This is a genomic window from Bradyrhizobium sp. SZCCHNS3002, from assembly GCF_032377435.1.
In the GTDB taxonomy this organism is placed as follows: domain Bacteria; phylum Pseudomonadota; class Alphaproteobacteria; order Rhizobiales; family Xanthobacteraceae; genus Bradyrhizobium.
Genome location: NZ_JAUHHY010000009.1, coordinates 271,610 through 291,359 on the forward strand (window position 1 = coordinate 271,610; position 19,750 = coordinate 291,359).

18 protein-coding genes are annotated in these 19,750 nt (G+C 66.5%); 9 read left to right on the forward strand and 9 right to left on the reverse strand.

All coding sequences use genetic code 11. The annotated features are described in order from the left end of the window. The first annotated feature begins 89 nt into the window (after positions 1-89). On the forward strand, positions 90-1,523 hold the full coding sequence (locus tag QW845_RS20780) for a lysophospholipase (RefSeq protein WP_315803399.1): 1,434 nt from the start codon (positions 90-92) through the stop codon (positions 1,521-1,523). 13 nt (positions 1,524-1,536) lie between these two features. Here the strand turns inward: QW845_RS20780 and ppsA are convergent, their stop codons facing one another. Beyond that, positions 1,537-3,990, reverse strand: a complete 2,454-nt coding sequence (ppsA, locus tag QW845_RS20785; protein ID WP_315803400.1) for a phosphoenolpyruvate synthase — start codon at positions 3,988-3,990, stop codon at positions 1,537-1,539. Between the two features lie 174 nt (positions 3,991-4,164). Here ppsA and QW845_RS20790 point away from each other — a divergent pair, with 174 nt between their 5' ends. Beyond that, positions 4,165-5,292, forward strand: coding sequence for an SbmA/BacA-like family transporter (locus QW845_RS20790; RefSeq protein ID WP_315803401.1), 1,128 nt, complete (start codon positions 4,165-4,167; stop codon positions 5,290-5,292). On the opposite strand, the gene QW845_RS20795 is transcribed toward QW845_RS20790, so the two are convergent. The 3 genes from QW845_RS20795 to QW845_RS20805 are packed head-to-tail and all read right to left on the reverse strand — an operon-like array spanning position 5,252 to position 8,532. Further along, on the reverse strand, positions 5,252-6,190 hold the full coding sequence (locus QW845_RS20795; RefSeq protein WP_315803402.1) for a 1-phosphofructokinase family hexose kinase: 939 nt from the start codon (positions 6,188-6,190) through the stop codon (positions 5,252-5,254). The two genes, QW845_RS20790 and QW845_RS20795, sit on opposite strands and share 41 nt — an antisense overlap. 6 nt (positions 6,191-6,196) lie before the next feature. Continuing rightward, positions 6,197-7,177: a glucokinase gene (gene glk, locus QW845_RS20800; protein ID WP_315803403.1), complete on the reverse strand. Its 981-nt coding sequence runs from the start codon at positions 7,175-7,177 to the stop codon at positions 6,197-6,199. A 2-nt stretch (positions 7,178-7,179) separates the two neighbouring features. Continuing rightward, positions 7,180-8,532 carry a GH1 family beta-glucosidase gene (locus QW845_RS20805; protein ID WP_315803500.1) on the reverse strand — a complete coding sequence of 451 codons (1,353 nt, stop codon included), beginning with the start codon at positions 8,530-8,532 and terminating at the stop codon, positions 7,180-7,182. Between the two features lie 212 nt (positions 8,533-8,744). On the opposite strand from QW845_RS20805, the gene QW845_RS20810 reads away from it, so the two are divergent. The 5 genes from QW845_RS20810 to QW845_RS20830 are packed head-to-tail and all read left to right on the forward strand — an operon-like array spanning position 8,745 to position 14,148. Next, on the forward strand, positions 8,745-9,695 hold the full coding sequence (locus tag QW845_RS20810) for an ABC transporter permease (protein ID WP_315803404.1): 951 nt from the start codon (positions 8,745-8,747) through the stop codon (positions 9,693-9,695). A gap of 8 nt (positions 9,696-9,703) precedes the next feature. Then, on the forward strand, positions 9,704-10,570 hold the full coding sequence (locus QW845_RS20815) for an ABC transporter permease (RefSeq protein WP_315803405.1): 867 nt from the start codon (positions 9,704-9,706) through the stop codon (positions 10,568-10,570). After that, positions 10,567-11,577, forward strand: coding sequence for an ABC transporter ATP-binding protein (locus QW845_RS20820; RefSeq protein ID WP_315803406.1), 1,011 nt, complete (start codon positions 10,567-10,569; stop codon positions 11,575-11,577). Before QW845_RS20815 ends, QW845_RS20820 begins: the two co-directional genes overlap by 4 nt. A 14-nt stretch (positions 11,578-11,591) precedes the next feature. After that, the gene (locus tag QW845_RS20825; protein ID WP_315803501.1) at positions 11,592-12,626 is read left to right on the forward strand and encodes an oligopeptide/dipeptide ABC transporter ATP-binding protein; all 1,035 of its coding nucleotides are present in this window, start codon (positions 11,592-11,594) and stop codon (positions 12,624-12,626) included. 34 nt (positions 12,627-12,660) lie between these two features. Continuing rightward, entirely contained in the window at positions 12,661-14,148 is a 1,488-nt protein-coding gene (locus QW845_RS20830; protein WP_315803407.1) for an ABC transporter substrate-binding protein, read from the forward strand. Positions 14,149-14,436: 288 nt separating this feature from the next. On the opposite strand, the gene QW845_RS20835 is transcribed toward QW845_RS20830, so the two are convergent. Then, positions 14,437-14,598, reverse strand: a complete 162-nt coding sequence (locus tag QW845_RS20835; RefSeq protein WP_315714266.1) for a hypothetical protein — start codon at positions 14,596-14,598, stop codon at positions 14,437-14,439. A 225-nt stretch (positions 14,599-14,823) separates the two neighbouring features. Here QW845_RS20835 and QW845_RS20840 point away from each other — a divergent pair, with 225 nt between their 5' ends. Continuing rightward, on the forward strand, positions 14,824-15,717 hold the full coding sequence (locus QW845_RS20840; RefSeq protein ID WP_315803408.1) for an NAD(P)/FAD-dependent oxidoreductase: 894 nt from the start codon (positions 14,824-14,826) through the stop codon (positions 15,715-15,717). A gap of 109 nt (positions 15,718-15,826) precedes the next feature. Next, entirely contained in the window at positions 15,827-15,994 is a 168-nt protein-coding gene (locus QW845_RS20845; protein ID WP_315803409.1) for a hypothetical protein, read from the forward strand. 6 nt (positions 15,995-16,000) lie between these two features. Here the strand turns inward: QW845_RS20845 and QW845_RS20850 are convergent, their stop codons facing one another. Genes QW845_RS20850 through QW845_RS20865 form a run of 4 tightly spaced genes read right to left on the reverse strand, consistent with a single transcriptional unit; the run spans position 16,001 to position 19,747 of the window. Further along, a complete protein-coding gene (locus QW845_RS20850) occupies positions 16,001-16,858 on the reverse strand; it encodes an ABC transporter permease (RefSeq protein WP_315803410.1) in 858 nt (285 codons plus the stop codon). Continuing rightward, positions 16,855-17,784, reverse strand: coding sequence for an ABC transporter permease (locus tag QW845_RS20855; protein WP_315803411.1), 930 nt, complete (start codon positions 17,782-17,784; stop codon positions 16,855-16,857). Before QW845_RS20855 ends, QW845_RS20850 begins: the two co-directional genes overlap by 4 nt. Beyond that, a complete protein-coding gene (locus tag QW845_RS20860; RefSeq protein WP_315803412.1) occupies positions 17,784-18,776 on the reverse strand; it encodes an ABC transporter ATP-binding protein in 993 nt (330 codons plus the stop codon). Before QW845_RS20860 ends, QW845_RS20855 begins: the two co-directional genes overlap by 1 nt. Then, positions 18,773-19,747, reverse strand: a complete 975-nt coding sequence (locus QW845_RS20865; RefSeq protein ID WP_315803413.1) for an ABC transporter ATP-binding protein — start codon at positions 19,745-19,747, stop codon at positions 18,773-18,775. The genes QW845_RS20860 and QW845_RS20865 overlap by 4 nt, the downstream gene beginning before the upstream one ends. Positions 19,748-19,750 lie beyond the last annotated feature (3 nt).

Below are 19,750 nucleotides of genomic sequence, written 5' to 3' on the forward strand. Positions count from 1 at the left end.
CGAAACATCCGGCTCCAATTGCTGCACCATTTTAGCAAGTGCTAGGCTTTGCGAACTACCCTCGGCTGTAGTCGGCTCGGAGGGACGTGATGAAGCGGCGAATGATCGGCCTGGATACCCTGGTCGGGGGACCCGAAGAGGCATTGGCCCAGCCGACGGCCAAGCTGACCCCGTCGGAGCTCAGCTCCGCAGCCTCGGCCGGCCGGCCATCCCGCCGAAGGCTGCTGGCCTCAGCCGGCCTCGGCCTCGGCGCTGCGGCATTTTCGTTTTCCTCCGGCCCGTCTTTCGCGCAGCCACGTGACGGCGCAAGCCTTGGCCGGCCGGTGCGCGTCAGCAAGGATCGGCTCGATGCGCTCGCAGCGAAGCTCCACGCCGTCTTCAATGAGCAGAATATCTTGCCGCCATTCTCGGCCGACAAGCACGGGGCGCGGGTCGACGTCGAACTGCGCCGGCTGACGACCTACACGCGCATCCCCAGCACCGGTGAGCGCGTCAAGGTCAGCGGCCTGCTCGCGCTGCCCGCCGATCACAAGGGCGCACTGCCGGTCGTGTCGTGGCAGCACGGCACCATCCTGTCGTTCGACCAGGTCCCGTCCAATCTCGTCAAGCTGGCCGATCCGAACTACGAGCCGCGCGACAATGTCGATTCGATCGAGACGCTGTTCAACGTCCAGCGCCTGGTCGGCAACGGCTTTGCGTTGATCGCGGCCGACTATCTCGGCAAGGGACCGTATCGCCAGGGGCGCGGCGAGGCCTATGCGGTGAAGGACGCGACCGTGCAGTGCTGCCTGGACGTGTTGAACGCGGGTCTGCTCGCGCTCGATCACCTCGGCCTGCGAAAGACCGGGCTGTTCCTGAACGGCTGGTCGCAGGGTGCCTTGAACACGCAATGGCTGCGCCAGGAGCTGCAGCGGCGGCGCGTCGCGGTGGCGGCGAGCGCCACGCAAAGTCCGTTCAACAATCTTGCGGATTCGATGCGCTATTGGGTGTCCGCCCAACCGGGCAGCGCGTCGACCGACAGCACCTATCCGAAGCAGCCGATCTGGATCACGCCGTGCGTCATCGTCCTCCTGGGCAGCTATCGCCAGTATTACCGGCTCGGCGACCTGTTCAAGACTGCGATCAAGCCGCAGCACGTCGCGCTGGCCGAGAAATACTGGGCCGGCTATAGCATGGACGAGACGTTCAGCAAGTCGGTGCCGCAGCCCTCGGATCTGCTGGTCGACGGCTTCTTCGAGCGCTTCACCCACGAGACCAACAGCCGCTTCCTCCGCCGCCTGGCCGGCAACAGCTCGACCTATTGGGACTATGACGCCCCGATGCGGTTCTACTACGGCCTTCTCGACGAGGCGCTGCCGCCGAGCCTCGTCAAGATGCCGCTGGCGGCCGACGGGCGCTTTGCGCAAGGCATCGCGGTCGCCGGCGCCAGCCATCGCGGCACGTTCCTGGCAAGCCTCTATGGCGGCGGCGACGTCATCGGCGGCGCTTCGACCGTGCTGGACTTCTTCAAGACCAGTTCCTGAATTTCGGCGATGATCAGCTTGCCAGCGCCTGCGGCCTGTGGGTCGCGAGCTCCCGCTCGGCGGTGCGGACGATCTCCATGGTGCGCACGACGCTCGCCGGATTGACGCTGATCGAATCGATGCCGAGTTCGGCCAGATAGCGCGCGACTTCCGGATAGTTGGCCGGCGCCTCGCCGCAGATGCCGACATGGCGATGGTTGCGGTGCGCGCCCTCGACCGCCATCCGCAGCATCGCCAGCAGGCCGGGATCACGCTCGTCGAAATCGAAGGCGACGATGTCGGAGTCGCGGTCGACGCCGAGCGTGAGCTGGGTGAGATCGTTGGAGCCGATCGAGAAGCCGTCGAAATGTTTGGCGAACTCGTCGATCAGGATGACGTTGTTCGGGATCTCGCACATCATGTAGATCTCAAGCCCGTTTTCGCCTCTCACGAGGCCATGCCCGGCCATCGCCGCAATCACCCTGCGTGCCTCCTCCACGCGGCGGCAGAACGGGATCATGATCTTCAGATTGGAGAGCCCCATCGTGTCGCGCACGCGCTGCAACGCCGCGCATTCCAGCGCGAAACCGGCGGCGTAGGCGGGATGCGCATAGCGCGAGGCGCCGCGGAAGCCGAGCATCGGGTTCTCTTCCTTCGGCTCGAAATCGGAGCCGCCGATCAGGCTGGCATATTCGTTGGTCTTGAAGTCCGAGAGGCGCACGATCACCGGCCGCGGGTAGAATGCCGCGGCGATGGTGCCGACGCCTTCCGACAGCCGCTCGACGAAGAAGTCGGCGGGCTTCTTGTAGCGCGCGGTCAGGCGCTTGATCGTCGCGCGATCTTTTGCCGTGGTCACCTTTGCGGGCGTCGCCAGCGCCATCGGGTGGATGCCGATCGCCTGGTTGATGATGAACTCCATGCGCGCAAGGCCCACGCCATCGTTCGGCAGCAGCGCGGTCTTGAAGGCCAGTTCGGGGTTGCCGAGATTGACCATGATCCCGGTGCGCGGCTTCTCCAGTCTGTCGATCGCCAGGCGCTCGACATCGAACGGCAGTGCGCCGTCGTAGACATGGCCGGCATCCCCCTCGGCGCAGCAGACGGTGACCGTCGTTCCGGTCTTCGCGCGCTTGCTGAAATCCTCCGTGCCGACCACGGCCGGCACGCCGAGCTCCCGAGCGACGATCGCGGCATGGCAGGTGCGGCCGCCATGATCCGTGACGATCGCCGCCGCGGTCTTCATCACCGGCTCCCAGTCCGGACTGGTCGACGCGGCGACCAGCACCTCGCCGGGGCGGAACGCGTTCAGATCCTTGGGATTGCGGATCAAGCGGATCTTGCCGGTGGCGATCTTTTCGCCCACGGCGCGGCCGGTTGCCAGCGTCCTGCCGGTCTTCTTCAGAACGTAGGTCTCGATCGCCTCGGGCCGCCGCTGCGAGGCCACCGTCTCCGGCCGCGCCTGGATGATGTAGAGCGCACCGTCGCGGCCGTCCTTGGCCCATTCGATGTCCATCGGTGTCGGCCTGCCGGCCTTCTGCGAGTAGTGCGCCTCCACGACGATGGTGGCCTGCGCCAGCTCCAGCACGTCGGCGTCGCTGATGCAGAATTTCGCCCTGTCGGCCGGCGGCGTCGTCTCGGTGCGCGTCGTGGGGCCGCGGCTTCGTGCGCCGGCCTTTACGCCGGCTTTGGCATAGACCATCCGCTTGTCCTTGGCGCCGAGCCGGCGCGACAGCACGCTGCGGAAGCCGGCCGCGAAGGTCGGCTTGTGGACGTAGAACTCGTCCGGATCGACCGTGCCCTGCACGATGGTCTCGCCGAGGCCATAGACCCCGGTGATGAAGGCGGCGTCGCGAAAGCCGCTCTCGGTGTCCAACGAGAACATCACGCCGCTCGCGGCGCGGTCCGAGCGTACCATCTTCATCACCGCCACTGAAAGCGCGACCTTGTCGTGGTCGAAACCGTTGTCGATGCGGTAGGAGATCGCGCGGTCCGTATAGAGCGAGGCGAAGCAGCGGCGGCACGCCTCGAACAGGTCCTTGGCGCCGCGAATGTTGAGAAAGCTCTCGTGCTGGCCTGCGAAGCTCGCATTCGGCAGGTCCTCGGCGGTGGCCGAGCTGCGCACGGCAACCGCGACGCCGCGGCCATACTCCTGCTCCAGCTGCTTGTAGGCCTCTGCGACCTCGTAGCGCAGGTCGTCACGGTCGGTCGCCGCGAAAACGATCGCGCGCGCCTTCGCCGCGCGTTTGGCGAGATCGGCGATGCGGCGCTTGTCGAGGCCTGCGAGCAGCTTGCGCAGCTCGTCGTCAGCGCCGGTCGCGCGCAAGGCATCGCGATAGGCGGCGGCCGTCAGTGCGAAGCCGTTGGGTACGCGCACGCCCTGCGACGCCAGCGCCGAATACAGCTCGCCGAGCGAGGCCGTCTTGCCGCCGACCCCGGGCACGTCCTCGATACGAAGGTCCTTGAACCAGCGGATGTAGCCGGGTGCCGTCATCAGTGATCTCCCGCATCGCAGCGCAAACTTCAGTTTGTCGCGACGGGCGGCGGCTGCCTTGCGCAAGATCAAGCAGGGCGCTCCGCGAGCCCCTTAAATCGCGAGATGACAACGGTTCCACCATAGGCAAGGATGTTTGGTAAGATTCATCAATCGCACCCATCCGGATCACCAATGATCTCCGACGACGAGAACGAGGACGGCAATCGCGAATGGTCGCGGTTCTGGCTCACGGCGCGGCAATTCTGGCTCGGATCGACGGCATGGCGGGTCTGGCTGCTCTGCGTCGCCCTGATCGTCCTCGTGGTGCTTCAGCTCTACGTGCAGTTTCGGTTCAATTACTGGAACAGGGATTTCTTCGACGCATTGGAAGGCCGCGATCCGACGCGGCTGCGGCAGCAGGCCACTCTGCTCATTCCGCTCTGCCTAGCGAGCGTCGTGCTGGCGATCGTCTCGGTGTGGGGCCGCATGGTGATGCAGCGCAACTGGCGGCAATGGTTGAGCACCAAGGTGATCAACTATTGGGTCGAGAACGATCGCTATGCGCGGCTCGCGACGGTGCAGGGCGATCTGAAGATTCCGGAGTATCGCATTGCCGAGGACATCCGCATCGCCACCGATGCACCGATCGACTTCGTGGTCAGTGTGATCTCCTCGCTGCTGACGGCGGTCGTGTTCGTCCAGGTGCTGTGGCAGGTTGGCGGATCCATCGGTTTTGCCGTAGCCGGGCACCAGTTGTGGATTCCAGGCTATCTGGTGGTCAGCGTCGTCATCTATTCCGGGCTGGTGACCGGGGCGATGCTGTGGGTCGGTTCGCCGCTCACGCGCGTCATCCAGACCAAGAACCAGGCCGAATCGGAGCTGATTACCGCAGCACATCACTTGCGCGACATCGGCGAAGGCATCGCGCCCAAGCAGGAAGAGCGCAGCGTCATTGCTGGGCTGTGGATGGCGCTCGACCGCACGATCCGGCAATGGAAGCGGCTGTGCTGGCAGCTGATGCGCAATACCCTGGTGTCTCATCTCAATTCGCTGCTCGCGCCGATCATCGGTCTCGTGCTGTGTGCGCCGAAGTTCCTCGATGATCAGATGACGCTGGGCGAACTCACCCAGGCTGCCGCCGCGTTCACGCTGGTGCAGGGGTCGTTCAATTGGATGGTGGACAATTTCAACCGCCTCGCCGAGTGGATGTCGTCGCTGGAGCGCGTCGGCGGGTTGCTGCTCTCGCTGGATCGGCTCAACGGTGATACGGCAAGCGATGTCACGCCGTCTCGAGCCGCACATCAGCCAGCAGACGGCTGACGTCGGCGGGATCGGACAGCGCGGTGCCGGTGCGCAGCAGCGCCGCGGCACCTGCGGCGACTGCAAAGCGAAACGCTTCGTCCAGCAGCTCGCCCGCGGCGAGCTTCGCGACCAGCGCGCCGAGAAAACTGTCGCCGGCGCCGACTGCGTTGACCGGCACCATCGTCAGCGGCTGAGCGCGCAGCACGCGGTGGCGGGTGACCAGCAGGGCGCCGAGATGACCCATGGTCAGCGCGACGGCGCCGGCCTTGCCGCTCGCGACCAGCGCGTGGGCGGCTTTTTCCCAGGCCGTTGCATCGGGCAGCGCGCCGCCGACCAGCTCTTGCATCTCGTGCAGCGACGGCTTGATCAGGTCGACCCCGCCGGCAACCGCCGCAGCCAAAGCTGGTCCCGAGGTGTCGAGCACGAATTGCGCGCCGTGTGATCGTGCAAGCGTCGCAACGCGCGCGTAGAAGTCGGCCGGCACGCCACGCGGCAGGCTGCCGCTGCCGACGACGAACCGGGGGAACGGATCCTGGGCCGCGAGCAGGGTAAGGCCGGCCTGCCACTCGGCCTCGGTCAGCGTCGGACCCGGCAGGATGAAGCGATAGGGCTGGCCGCTGACGCGCTCCTGGACGAAGAAATCCTCGCGCGTGTCCTCGGCCGTTGCCCAGGTGTGGCTGGCGACGCCTTCCTTCTCGACGAGTTGCTTCAGCAGAAGGCCGGTCGGGCCGCCGACCGGATAGAGCGCAGTGACGTCGCCGCCGAGTCGGGCGATGACGCGGGCGACGTTGATGCCGCCGCCTCCGGGATCTCGCTGTTGCGTCGTGCCGCGCAGCTTGGCCACCGGCACGATTTTCTCGACGGTCGTCGAGACGTCGACGGCCGGGTTCGGCGTGATCGTGACGATGTCGCTCATTCGATCTCAGTGCGTCGGGGAGCCGCCGCTCGCGGTGATGCCGGCCTCGAAGAACGATTTGAGGCCGAGAAAGCTGATGTCGGGCTTGGTGACGAGATGAACCGGGATCGGACGCAGATAGCTGTCATAGCGCCCCTTGCTCTCGAACTGCCGGCGGAAATCGGATCTGGCAAAGTAGTCCGGAAACCGCGGCGGAATGCCGCCGGCGATGTAGACGCCGCCGCGGGCGCAGAAGGTGAGTGCGAGGTTGCCGGCGACAGCGCCGAGCCAGGCGCAGAACATGTCGAGCGTCGCGCGGCTGGTGGCGCAGCTGCCGTCGAGCGCGGCGTGGGTAATCGCTGCGGCATCGCGCGGCGGCACGTCGACGCCATCCACCGCCGCGACGGCTCGATAGACATTCTCGAGGCCCATGCCGGACAATGCGCGCTCGATCGAGACATGGCCGAAGCGCTCGCGCATCTTCGCCAGCACGGTGGCCTCGCGCGCCGTCGTCGCCGGCAGCGTGGCATGACCGGCCTCGGTCACGGCAACCATGGGGTGGCCGTCGCCCGGCAGATAGCAGGCGGCGCCGAAGCCAGTGCCCGGGCCGATCACCAGCATCGGCGCGCCGTCGACCGCGGCGCTTCCGCCAAGCGAAAACAGGTCGTCGGGATGTAGCGCTGGCAGCGACCAGCCGACCGCCTCGAAATCGTTCAGGAGCTTGGCCGAGCGCAGCTTGAACCGCTCCGCCAGTTCGGCGCCGTCGATCACCCAGGTCGAGTTGGTCAGCATGCCGCGATTGCGTTCGATCGGGCCGGCGACGTCGAGCACGGCCACGTTGGGCACTCCGCCGGTTGCTTGGCGCGAGAGGAAGTCGGTGATCGCGTCAGCGATGGTCGGAAAATCCGCGACCTTGAGATGAGCAACCTCGCCGATGGTGCCGCCGTCAAGCAGCGCGAAGCGCGCATTGGTGCCGCCGATGTCGCCCAGAAGAACGCGTTCGCTCATCCTCACTCTTCCGCCCGGTTGTGCCGCCCGGCGGGATCGTCGGATGCCCGGTGAGCCGCAATCATGTTCGAATACCACCGCGCCGACGCCTTGGGAATGCGGCGCTGGGTGGCGCGATCGACATAGACAATGCCGAAGCGCTGCGAATAGCCTGCCCCCCATTCAAAATTATCCAGGAGCGACCAGACGAAATAGCCGCGCACGTCGGCGCCCGCCGCGATCGCCTGTTCCATCGCGGTCGTATACGCCTTGAGATAGCCGATCCTGCCGTCGTCCTGGATGCAGCCGGATGCATCGATGGTGTCATTGGCCGCCGTTCCGTTCTCCAGGACGTAGATCGGAAGCCGGAACCGGCTGTGGATGTCCAGGAGCGTATCGCGGAACGCCTCGGGCACGACAGGCCAGCCGATTGCGCTGCGCGGCACTTCCGCGGGAGGCGGTCCGAAGCTGGCGCCCATCAGGTTGCTGCCCGCCTTGACGTAATGCGGCGAATAGTGATTGAGGCCGAACCAGTCGACGGGGCGAGCGATCTGCGCCATGTCGCCGGCTGCGATATAGGGTGCGACGGCCTCCTGAAGCTCCGGCGGGTAGCAGGCAAAAGCCTGCGGAAACGGGAAGGCATCGTTCCAATAGGCGGCGAGCCGCAAGGCGGCCGCGGCGTCCTCCGCACTGTCGCTCGCAGGGTAGCAGGGCTGCCGATTGTGGATGGCGCCGATCGAGGCGCCGGCCACGTCCCTGCGCAGCACGTCGACGGCGCGGCCATGGCCGAGATTGACGTGATGAATGGCCTTGTGCAGGGCCGCGCCGTCGGCGATCCCCGGCGCGTGCCAGCCGAGGCCGTAGCCGAACAGGGTGAACACGCACGGCTCGTTGAAGGTCGCGAAGCGCTTGACCCGGTCGCCATAGCGCCGCGCGACCAGCGCGGCATAGTCGGCGAACCAGCCGGCGATGTCGCGGTTCTGCCAGCCGCCGAGCGCCTCCAGCGCCTGCGGCAGGTCCCAGTGGTAGAGACAGAGCCACGGCTCTATCTCAGCGGCAAGCAGGGCGTCGATCAGGCGGTCGTAGAAGGCGAGACCGGCTTCGTTGGCCGCGCCGCGGCCCTGCGGTAGCAGCCGCGGCCAGGCGACCGAGAACCGATAGGCATTGAGGCCGAGATCGCGCATCAGCGCTACGTCCGCAGCGTAGCGATGATAGTGATCGCAGGCGGTCTCGGCGGTGTCGTTGTGGCTCACCCGGCCGGGGGCGCGCAGATAGACATCCCAGATGCTGTCGGCGCGGCCGTCGAGGTGCGCTGCGCCCTCGATCTGGAAGGCCGAGGTCGAGGCGCCCCAGAGAAAGCTCGGACGGATGGTCATGATCGAGATGGGCCCTTGCGTTGTTGCGATCAGCCGCATGATGGCGGTCGCCGGCGCTCCGCCGTTGACCGGGATCAAGCGGGCGATACCCCGGCCGGTGCGGTGTGCGAAGGTGCCTGCGTCGGGCAATGGCAATCATGCAGGCAACGGGCTTGCATCGGAGCCGAAAGCTGTGGAACGTGCGGCCGCCGAAAACTGGAGTCCCGGCGCGAATGAGCGTTTTTCTGCTGCGGCGCTTCCTGACCCTGCTGGCGACCCTCGTCGGCGCGTCGCTGATCATATTCCTGGTGCTCGACGCGCTCCCGGGTAACGCCGCCCAGATGCTGATGGGCGCGGATGCCTCGCCCGATGCGGTGAGGGCGCTGACCGTCAAGCTCGGGCTGGATCAGCCGCTGGCCTGGCGCTACCTGCACTGGATCGGCGGCCTGCTGACCGGCGATCTCGGCAACAGCTACGCCTATGGAACGCCGGTGGCCGAACTGATCCGCGAGCGGCTGGCGATGACCATTCCGCTCGCGATCCTGGCCATGGGACTCACGACCGTGCTGGCGCTCGCGGCCGGCATCTACACGGCCGCCAATCACAACCGCCTCGGCGACGTCGGCGTGATGTCGCTGACCCAGATCGGCATCGCCTTGCCGAACTTCTGGTTCGCGATCCTCCTCATCCTGTTGTTTGCAGTGAAGCTGCAATGGCTGTCGGCCGGCGGCTTCCCCGGCTGGGAGGACGGCATCTGGCCGGGCCTGCGCGCGCTGCTGTTGCCGGCTGTGGCGCTGGCCGTGGTGCAGGCCGCGATCCTGGCGCGGGTGACGCGCTCGGCCGTGCTCGACGTGCTGCGCGAGGATTTCGTGCGCACCGCGCGCGCCAAGGGCCTGACCAAGCGCGAGGTGCTGTGGCAGCACGTGCTGCGCAACGCGATGATCCCGGTGCTCACCGTGATGGGGCTGCAATTCGCCAATCTGCTCGCCGGCACCATCGTGATCGAGAACGTGTTCTATCTGCCCGGCCTGGGGCGCCTCATCTTCCAGTCGATCGCCAACCGCGACCTGATCGTCGTGCGCAACTGCGTGATGCTGCTGGCGGCGATGGTCATCATCGTCAACTTCGTGGTCGATGTGCTGTATGCGGTGATCGATCCGCGCATCAAGGTGCACGAGTTGTGAGTTCTGCCGTGGTCGTTCAAACGGGCGCTGCGCCTGCGTCCAATGCGTTCTGGCGCCGCGCGCTGCGCCATCGCAGCTTCACGGTCGGCGCGCTGCTCTGTCTGCTGGTGCTTGGCGCCGCACTGCTGTCGCTGGTATGGACGCCATGGTCGGCCTATGAGATCGACGTCGCATCCAAATTGCGGCCGCCATCAGCAGCGCATTGGCTGGGCACCGACGTGCTCGGCCGCGACATCGTCTCGTTGTTGCTGGTGGGTGCGCGGGCGACCATTCTGGTCGGCATCATCGCCGTCGGCATCGGTCTCACCTGCGGCGTCTGCCTTGGCCTGATCGCGGCCGCCCGGCGCGGCTGGACCGAGGAGTTGATCATGCGCTTCAGCGACTTCACCTTCGCCTTTCCCGCGGTGTTGTCGGCGATCATGCTGGCGGCGGTGATCGGGCCGGGCATGGCGACGTCGATCGCCGCGATCGGCATCTTCCAGATCCCGGTGTTCGTGCGCGTCACCCGCGGCCAGGCCGGCGCGATCTGGGCGCGCGAGTTCATCCTGGCGGCGCGCGCCGCCGGCAAGGGCCGCTTCCGCATCACCATCGAGCACGTGCTGCCGAACATCCTGTCGATCCTGATCGTGCAGGCGACGATCCAGTTCGCCCTGGCGATCCTGGCTGAGGCGGCGCTCTCCTATCTCGGCTTGGGCACCCAGCCGCCGCAGCCGTCCTGGGGACGGATGCTGAACGATGCGCAGACATTGCTGTTCCAGTCGCCGAGCCTCGCCGTGTATCCGGGCGCCGCCATCGCGCTCGCGGTGCTCGGCCTCAACCTGCTCGGCGACGGCTTGCGCGATCTGCTCGACCCACGGCTGGCGAGGCAGCGATGATGGCGAGCGATCAGCCTCTGCTCGATGTGTCGGGTCTCGGCATTCGGCTCAATACCAGCCGCGGCTCGGCGCAAGCTGTGCGCGAGGTCTCCTTCGCGCTCCGGCGCGGCGAGACGCTCGGCATCGTCGGCGAGTCCGGCTGCGGCAAGTCGATCACCGCGCTCGCTCTGCTTGGGCTTCTGCCCGACAGCGCCGTCGTTAGCGGCAGCATCAAGCTTGATGGCCGAGAGCTGGTCGGTCTCGGTGATGCCGATTATTGCACGCTGCGCGGCAACCGCATCAGCATGATCTTTCAGGAGCCGATGACCGCGCTCAACCCGATGCACACGATCGGCCATCAGGTGGCCGAGCCGCTGCTGCGGCATACCGGCTGCACGACGACCGAGGCGAAGCGCCAGGCGATCGCGCTGCTCGACCGCGTCGGTCTGCCGGACCCCGCCCGACGCTACGACGCCTATCCGCACCAGTTCTCCGGCGGCCAGCGCCAGCGCATCACGATCGCGATGGCGCTTGCCTGCAAGCCCGACGTGCTGATTGCCGACGAGCCGACCACCGCGCTCGACGTCACCATCCAGCGCCAGATCCTCGATCTCATCGCCGATCTGGTCGCCGAGCGCGGCATGGCAATGATCCTGATCTCGCATGATCTCGGCGTGATCGCCGAGAACGTGCACCGCATGATCGTGATGTATGGCGGCACGGTGGTCGAGAGCGGCACCACCGACGCGGTGTTCTCGCGCATGGGTCATCCCTACACGCAGGGCCTGTTCAGGGCGCGGCCGCGGCTCGGGGCCCGCAAGGGCACGCGCCTCTCGACCATTGCCGGCACGGTGCCGGAGCTGGCCGATCTGCCGGCCGGTTGTCCGTTCGCAGATCGCTGTGGGCTGGTGATCGACGCCTGCCGCACCGCGCTGCCGTGTCTGGGCGAGATCGGCGCCGGGCACGGCGTCCGCTGCATCCGCGCCGATGCCGCGCTCGCGCGTGACCCGGTGGGAGTGGTCGCTTGAGCACCGCCGCGCAGATGTCGGCCGAGACGCCGCTGCTCGAGGTCACGGATCTCGTGCAGCGCTATGCGCTGCCGCGCGAGAGTCTGCTGCGGCCGCCCGGCGAGGTGCTCGCGTTGAACGGCGTGTCGCTGTCGTTGATGGCGGGCAGGAGTCTCGGCATCGTCGGTGAGTCCGGCTCCGGCAAATCGACCTTGGCGCGGCTGATCATGGCGCTGGAGAAGCCGTCATCGGGATCGGTGCTGATGGCTGGACGCGATCTCCACCGCCTTTCGGCGGATGAGTTGCGGCGCGCCCGCCGCGAATTCCAGATGGTGTTCCAAGACCCGTACGGATCGCTCGATCCGCGCCAGACCATTGCGCGCATCGTCGCCGAGCCGCTGACCGCTCTGGAGTCTCCTGATCGCGAAGTCCTGCGCACGCGCGTGGCCACGGTGCTGCGGCAGGTCGGATTGCGCGATGCCGACATGGACAAATATCCGCACGAGTTTTCCGGCGGCCAGCGCCAGCGCATCGCGATCGCGCGGGCGTTGATCACCCAGCCCAGGCTGATCGTCGCCGACGAGCCAGTCAGCGCGCTGGACGTGTCGGTGCAGGCGCAGGTGCTCAACCTGATGCAGGACCTGCAGGAGCAGTACGGCCTCAGCTACGTGCTGATCAGCCATGACCTCGCGGTCGTCGACTATCTCTGCGACGAGGTCGCGGTGATGTATCTCGGCCGCATCGTCGAGCGCGGGCGGCCGGAGGACCTGTTCGGCCAATGCGCGCATCCTTATACGCGCGCGTTGCTCGACGCCGTGCCTCGCGCGCAGGCTGGCGCTGTCAGGCGCCGGCGTACGGACGTTGCGATCGCCTCGCAGTCATCGGGAGCCGCCGGGTGTGCCTATGCGCCGCGCTGTCCGCTCGCCGATGCGCAGTGCCGCACGACGGCCCCCGCATTGCGAACGCTCACGGGAGCGCATTCGGCCGCCTGCCATAAAGCGGAAAGCGTGATGACGCTGCCGGCGCTCGTCGCAACGGAACAGCAGCCACTTGTCTCGAAGCCGCTTTGACGCGTAATTTGGTTTCCTCAGGGAGAAACAAACAATGTTGAAAAGACTATCGATCATCGTCTTGGCCGCGCTCGTTGCGGCCGCAGCGCCGGCTCACGCGCAGAACAAGAAGGACAGCGTCGTCGTCGGCATGACCTTGGAGCCGCCGGGGCTCGATCCGACCAGCGCGGCCGCGGCGGCCATCGCCGAGGTGACGCTCTACAACGTCTATGAGACGCTGACCAAGATCAACGAGGACGGCTCGGTTTCGCCGCTGCTGGCCTCGAGCTGGCAGGCCTCGTCCGATCTGAAGAGCTACACCTTCAAGCTCGCCAAGGGTGTGAAATTCCAGAACGGCGAGGCGTTCGACTCCGCCGCGGTGAAGTTCTCGTTCGAGCGCGCCGGCGCCGCCAACAGCACCAACAAGGACAAGGCGCTGTTCCAGGCGATGGAGTCCGTGACGGCTCCCGACGCCGAGACCATCGTCGTCAAGCTGAAATATTCTGAGCCCAACCTGCCGTTCCTGCTCGGACAGGCCACCGCATCGATCGTCGAGCCGAAGAGCGCACCGACCAACGCGACGCAGCCGGTCGGCACCGGGCCTTACACGCTGGGCGCCTGGGCCAAGGGCTCATCGCTGACCTTGAACAAATGGCCCGAGTATCGCAACGCCGCAGCCGTGAAGCTGTCCAAGGTGACGATACGCTTCATCTCCGATCCGGCGGCGCAGGTCGCGGCGCTGCTGTCCGGCGACGTGGACGCCTTCCCGCGCGGCACAACGGCGCGCACCTTGCCCCAGTTCAAGTCCGACCCGCGCTTCACCGTGCTGATCGGGGGCTCCAAGGCGAAGACCATCGTCACCATCAACAACAAGAAGAAGCCGCTCGACGACGTCCGCGTCCGCCGCGCGATCCTTGCTGCGATCGATCGCAAGGCGATGATCGAAGGCGCCGTCGACGGTCTGGGGACGCCGATCGGCAGCTTCTACGTGCCGGGCTCGCTCGGCTATGTCGACACCACCGACATCAATCCTTACGACCCGGAGAAGGCCAAGAAGCTGCTCGCCGAAGCCGGCGTGACCACGCCGCTGCAATTGTCGCTGCGGCTGCCGCCGCCGGCCTATGCGCGCCAGGGCGGCGAGGTGCTTGCGGCTCAGTTGGCTAAGGTCGGCATCGTCGCCAAGATCGAGAACCTCGAATGGGCAGCGTGGCTGTCACAAGTGTTCAACGGGCCGCATGATTTCGACCTGACCATCGTCTCGCATGTCGAGCCGTTCGATCTCGTGAAGTTCACCGAGAAGAACTACTATTTCGGCTATCAGTCCGAGGCCTTCGACAAGCTCTATCAGAAGATCGTCGATACCCCTGATGAGACCGGACGTGCCAAGCTGCTCGGCGACGCCCAGCGCATGCTGGCGACCGATGCCGCTGCGGGTTTCCTGTTCCAGCCGCAGTGGATCACGATCATCAACAAGAAGCTCAAGGGGGTCTGGAAGGACGTGCCGCAGTTCGAGAATGATTTCTCGAGCTGGTCGTGGGAATGATTGCTGCCGCTCTTCGTATAACACCGCAGTGAAGCTGCACGATACAGCGCCCTCTCCCCTTGTGGGAGAGGGCATCGCCGGCCTATCCGCGTGCGCGGTGGGGTGAGGGGTATTGCTAGCGGTATTGCTCCGAGTACGGCTCTCGTGGCGAGAGACCCCTCACCCAACCGCGTTTGCCGCTCTTTCCTACTTGTCTCTCCCAAAAGGGGAGAGGGCGCAATAGCAGCCACCGTGCTGTCGCAAATGATTGTCTGGTGGCTTCGATGAGCCACACGATCCTTGTCCAAATCAGTTCGGCCAATCGATCGGCGTGAAGCGCAACTGCCGCCGCCGCATCTCGGCCTGGAGCTCCTGCGCATACTGCTTGGCCCGATCACCGATCAGGCGGTAGGGGCCCCCGATCCGGCTGTCGGCGGCCACCTGCTTTCGGACACTTTCGTAGTACGCCATCAAGCTTTCATCGGTCGAATTTACAAATCGCATCCACGCGCCCTCGCAACAAATCCCCCTCGCTGCCAAGTTTGCACGGCTTTTCCGCCGCGGCAGCGACATAAGTTAACACTCGATGGCCGTGAATGGTTCCATTCTTGTTCCGGCGTCTCCGCCAGTTGACAAGAGGATCAGGAACCGGTCCGCCTCCCGACATTTGGTTCCGTTAGTTGAACGAGAGCGACAATGCACACCGAAGTACTTATCATCGGCGGCGGTCCCGCAGGCCTGATGGCCGCGATCTACCTCGCACGGTTCCGGCGCCGGGTCGTGATCGTCGACAGCGGCGCGTCGCGGGCGGCGCTGATTCCCCGGAGCCATAACCTGCCGGGTTTTCCGAACGGCATGCCTGGAAGCGAGCTGCTCGCACGGATGCAGCGGCAGGTCGAAGAACTTCACGTTCCGATCATCCGGAGCACGGTGAGCGCTCTCGACACGCGCGATGCAGATCTCGTTGCGACTCATGAGCGCGGAACGGTCACCGCAAAGCGCGTCATCCTCGCAACGGGGATTGTCGACAAGCAGCCGCCGTTGGCCGATTGGCGAGCGGCGGTCGGTGACGGCGAGCTGCGCTATTGTCCCGTCTGCGACGGCTTCGAAACCATCGGCCACAAGATTGCGATCGTGGGCGAGCTCGCCGATGCCGCCGGCAAGGCGCTGTTCATGCGCGTCTACAGTTCGGACGTCACCTTGATCCCGATCGATGATGCGCAGGATGCGGCCAAGCGGCAGGAGCTTGCCGCCGCCGGCGTTCGGGTGACGCCGCAGCTTCATGCGTTGCAGCGCCGGGACGGTGCGCTCGAAGCGTCGTTCGTCGATGGCAGCCGCGCGCGGTTCGAGATCGTGTATCCTGCGATGGGGGCCGATGTCCGCTCCGACCTCGCCATCCGGCTCGGCGCGCGGCATACGACTGAGGGCTTTCTCGAGGTCGATGCCAAGCAGCGCTGCGGCGTCGCAGGACTCTATGGCATCGGCGACGTCGTCACCGACCTGCATCAGATCGCGGTGGCGTTCGGCCATGCCGCGGTCGCCGCCTGTCACGCGCATCATTCATTGCCGATGCGCCATGCGGAACCATAGCGGCAAGGCGGCGTGGAATTGATCACAACCTGAAATCGCGATATCCCATGTGAGTGCCGTTTGCGTTGATGTGTCGGACCATGATCTTATGGACAGAAGATCGGCATGCATGACTGCGGCATTGAGTTGTCGCGAGGAGGCCGAACGCGATCCGGCCCGCCGCGATCAGTGGTTGCAGCAGGCGTCGAAATGGATGGCGCTGGCGGGCGAGCAGGCGGGGCATGCCATGATCGTCTGCGAGCATGGTGCCGCGGCTCGTCACGACGCTAGCCGTTGACCATAGCTATTGCAGCGTCGGGTCGAGCCGGTCGCGCAGCCAGTCGCCGATGACGGACACGGCGAGCGTCGTCACAACGATCGTGACCGCTGGCGCCAGCATGATCCACGGCGCGCGCGTCAGATACTCGCGACCATAGCCGACCATGTTGCCGAGGCTCGTCATCGGCGGCTGCACGCCGAGCCCGAGAAAGGACAGGCCGGACTCCAGCAGGATGACTTCCGGAAACACCAGCGTCATCGACACGATCAGAGTCGAGGCGATGTTCGGCAGGATGTGCCTGAGATAGACCCGCTGCGGCGTCGCGCCGAGCTGGCGCACGGCGGCGGCGTAGCCTTGCGCATTGGCGGAGATGGCGAGCCCGCGCGCGATGCGTGCGTAGCGTTCCCAGCCGAACAGGCCCATCAATCCAATCAGCAGCGGCAGCGAATTGCCGAAGAAGGCGAGCACGGCGAGCGCCAGGATCAGGAACGGCATGCTGGCCTGGAAGTCCGCCAGCATCAGGACCGCCTGCTCGACGAGGCCGCGGAAATGCGCGGCGAGAAAGCCGAGCGTGGTGCCGGCGATGGCGGAGATCGCCGTCGCGCCGAATGCAATCAGCAGCGAGATCCGGATCGAGACGATCAGCCGTGACAGCACGTCACGGCCGAGCTCGTCGGTGCCGAGCCAATGCGCCGGGTTGCCGGGCAAGGACAGGCGATTGCGCAGATCGAACTTGGTGAAGCCGTATGGCGCGAGCTGATCGGCGAAGATCGCCAGCAACAGCATCGCGACGATCCAGCCGACGGCGATGGTCACGGAGACGGGAATATTCGGCCAGCGCGGCCGCCGCGCGGCGGGCGATTTCAATGCAAGGTCGGTCATGCCTCTGCTCCCTTGCTGCGCAGCCGCGGATCGAGCAGGCCGTAAAGGAAATCGACGATCAGGTTCGACGTGACCATCGTCATCGCCACCAGCAGCAGGATGCATTGCACGACCGCGAGGTCGCGGTTGGCGACGGCGACGACCAGCAGACGGCCGACGCCGGGCCAGGAGAACACGCTCTCGACCACGACAGCGCCTGCGATCAGGCTGCCGACCATGAAGCCGAGAATGGTGACGGTGGGGATCGCCGCGTTGGGCAGCGCGTGATTCGTGATCACCCGGCGCCACGGCACGCCCTTGGCCGACGCCGTTCTGATGTAGGGCTGACCGAGGATTTCCAGCATGGCGCTACGCGTGAACCGCGCCAGCACCGCGGCGCCGCCGAAGCCGAGCGTCACGATCGGCAGGATGGCATGACGCCACGAGTCCTGTCCGCCCGAGGGCAGCCAGCCGAGCTGCACCGCGAAGATCAGCACGAGGATCAGCGCCAGCACGAAGCTCGGCACCGTGAAGCCCGCGACCGCTGTGATCATCACGGCGCGGTCGATCGCCGATCCCCGATGCAGCGCGGCGTAGACGCCAGCGGGAATGCCAAGCAGCACTTTCAGCAGGAACGCCGGGGCGGTCAGCGCCAGGGTCGCGGGGATGCGCTCGATGACGAGCTGGATCGCGGGCCGGCCATCACGCATCGAGCGGCCGAGCTCGCCCTGGCCGATCGCCTTGAAGTAGTCGAGATATTGCATCCAGATCGGATGATCGAGGCCCCAGGCCTTGCGGAACGCTTCGATGACCTCGGGCGGCGCTTCGGGCCCCATGATCATCAGCGCGGGATCGCCCGACAGCCGGAGCACGATGAAGGCAAAGGTAACGACGAGCGCGATCGTCAGCAGCGCACGCGCCAGGCGGATGGCGAAATAGCGCAGCATCACGCGGCGTCCTGGGTCTGCGATTGCTGCCCTGAGACGAGATGACAGGCCACCTGGCGCTGCTGATCCAGCGCGGTGAGCACGGGCTCCTCGTGGGCGCAGCGGGCGGTCGCGTGGCTGCAGCGCGGATGGAAGGCGCAGCCGGCGGGACGCGCCGCCGGATTGGGCGGGTCGCCCGTCAGCACGATGCGGTTGGTGCTGCGGCGTCCCGGAGCAGGGGAGGCCGATACCAGCGCCTGCGTGTAGGGGTGCTGTGGCCGCGCGAACAGATCGTCGGCGTCGCCATACTCGACGATGCGGCCGAGATACATCACCGCCACCTTGCTGCTGATCTGCCTGATGACGCGCAGGTCATGGCTGATGAACAGCATCGTCAATCCGAGCTGGGCCTGCAGGTCGACCAGCAGGTTCACGACCTGCGCCTGGATCGAAACGTCGAGCGCGCTGACCGGCTCGTCGCAGACGAGGAAGTCGGGCTTGGTCGCCAGCGCGCGGGCGAGCACGATGCGCTGACGCTGACCGCCGGACAGGGCGCCGGGATAGCGGGCGCCGTGGCTGTCGTTGAGATCGACCGCCTGGAGCAACTCACGCACGCGCGCGTCGCGCTCGGCTTTGGTGCCGATGTCGTGGATGTCGAGCGGCTCGCGGATCTGCAAGGCCACGGGAAGTCGTCGATCGAGCGCGCCGAGCGGATCCTGGAAGATCATCTGCATGCGCGCGCGCTGGGCGCGCCACGCCGCCGAGCCGGGGGCAGCGATCGGCGCGCCGTCGAAGCGCACGCTGCCGCGGTCAGGCGGCTCGAGCCCGAGCACCATGCGGCCGGTGGTGGACTTGCCGGAGCCGGATTCGCCGACAATGCCGAGTGTCTCGCCCTTCTGGATGGAGAAGCTCAGGCCATCGACGGCGTGGACGGATGCGGGACGCCCGAACAGGCCGGACCGCATCCGATAGGTGCGCGAGATCCCGGAGACCTCGACCAGCGGCGCTGTCATTCGGCGGCGAGCTCCACCGGCAGGCGCTGCGGCCGCAGGCAGGCCACCGCGCGGTCTGGCTCCACCGGCGCCAGCGGCGGCACGCCGGCGTGGCAGCCGTCGCCGGCAAACGTGCAGCGCGGCGCGAAGGCGCAGCCGCTCGGCAGCGCGCGCGGATCAGGCACCGTGCCGGGGATCGCCTGTAGCCGCCGCCTGATGCCATCGAGCGGCGGCAGCGCGCCGATCAGGCCCTGCGCATAGGGATGCCAGGGATCGTCGAACAGCCGCGTGGCGGGTGCGCGCTCGACGATGCGGCCGGCATACATCACGCAGACGCGGTCGCAATTCTCGGCGACGACGCCGAGGTCGTGGCTGATCAGGACCATCGCCATGTTGAACTCGCGCCGGATGGCCGACAGCAGATCGAGGATCTGCGCCTGGATGGTGGCGTCGAGCGCAGTGGTCGGCTCGTCGGCGATCAGGAGGTCGGGCTGGCCGGCGAGCGCCATCGCGATCATGATGCGCTGGACCTGGCCGCCGGAGAATTCGTGCGGATAGGCCGACAGCCGCCTGACAGCATCGGGGATGCCGACGAGATCGAGCAGCCTCAGCGCCTCGATGCGCGCGGCCTCGCCGCGCAGGCCGCGATGCAGCGCCAGGCTTTCACACAGCTGGCGCCGGATCGTGAGCACCGGATTGAGCGCGCTGGCGGGATCCTGGAAGATCATCGCGATGCGGCGGCCGCGCACCTGGTCGAGCACCTTGCCGTCGGCGCCGAGCAGCTCGCGGCCTTCGAGCCTGGCCGAGCCTGATACTTGCGCTTTGCCGGGCAGGAGACCCAGCGCCGCGAGCCAAGTCACCGACTTGCCGGATCCGGACTCGCCGACGAGGCCGATGGCCTCGCCCTTGCCGATGTCGAGATCGATGCCGTGCAGCACAGGCGTGCCGTCGAAGGCGACCTTCAGGCCGGAGATGCTGACCAGCGGCGCCACGGC